Origin of the sequence: Acetobacter sicerae, from assembly GCF_011516765.1 — a bacterium.
Lineage (GTDB): Bacteria > Pseudomonadota > Alphaproteobacteria > Acetobacterales > Acetobacteraceae > Acetobacter > Acetobacter sicerae.
On sequence record NZ_JAAABN010000085.1, the window covers coordinates 1 to 711 of the forward strand.

Here is a 711-nt window from a genome sequence, read left to right on the forward strand (position 1 = left end):
GGCGGAAACCCGGGCGTCGTCCTGCCCGCTGATGGTCAAAAGCGCTGCGGCCGCAATGATAAGAGACATGATAAGCATTCCTCCGGTAAGCCACGCCAGGCGATGCCCCGACGATCGCGGCGGTGCTGGCTCTTTGGCTCTATCCACCGAAGAAGTTGCTTCGGCACCCCCAATTTCTTTGGGGCCGACATTATTGGGGGTGCCCCCATCCATCTCGGCGAGACGTCGGGCAGCTTCACGGCTGCTCGAAACGCCCAGCTTGCGCCGCGCATCGCGTAGGCGGTCATTTATTGTGTGCACCGACAGACCAAGCGTATTGGCGATGGATTTCGCGTCATGGCCGACCAGAAGCAGACGTAGAGCTTCTTTCTCGCGCGCGCTGAGAACCACTTGATCGTCTGTTGTCATGATACAGCCGATGGTGTCGGCCGCGCGACGCCAAGACGCTTCATCTCGCGATAGACAGTCGATCGCCCGATCCCGAGCTGACGCGCCGCTTCAGTCGGCGACACGCTCGCCGCGATAAGTTTTAGCGCCGCGCTGATCTTGTCGTTGTCGAGCGGCTGCCGCCCCGGCAGCCTGCCCTTTGCTCTCGCCGCTGCAATCCCGTCGCGTGTACGTTCTGAGATCAGTCGCCGCTCAAAATGCGCAATGGCGCCGAAGACGTGGAAGATCAGCTCTCCGGCTGCGGAGGAAGTGTCGATTTTCTCC

The 711-nt window shown here is 61.2% G+C and carries 2 protein-coding genes; both read right to left on the bottom strand.

The window, feature by feature from the left end; translation table 11 throughout:
* The coding region (locus GVI59_RS18710; protein ID WP_173575542.1) for a helix-turn-helix domain-containing protein at window positions 1–408 on the bottom strand (408 nt) is incomplete at its 3' end.
* The coding region (locus tag GVI59_RS18715) for a recombinase family protein (protein ID WP_173575543.1) at window positions 405–711 on the bottom strand (307 nt) is incomplete at its 5' end. The genes GVI59_RS18710 and GVI59_RS18715, both read right to left, overlap by 4 nt.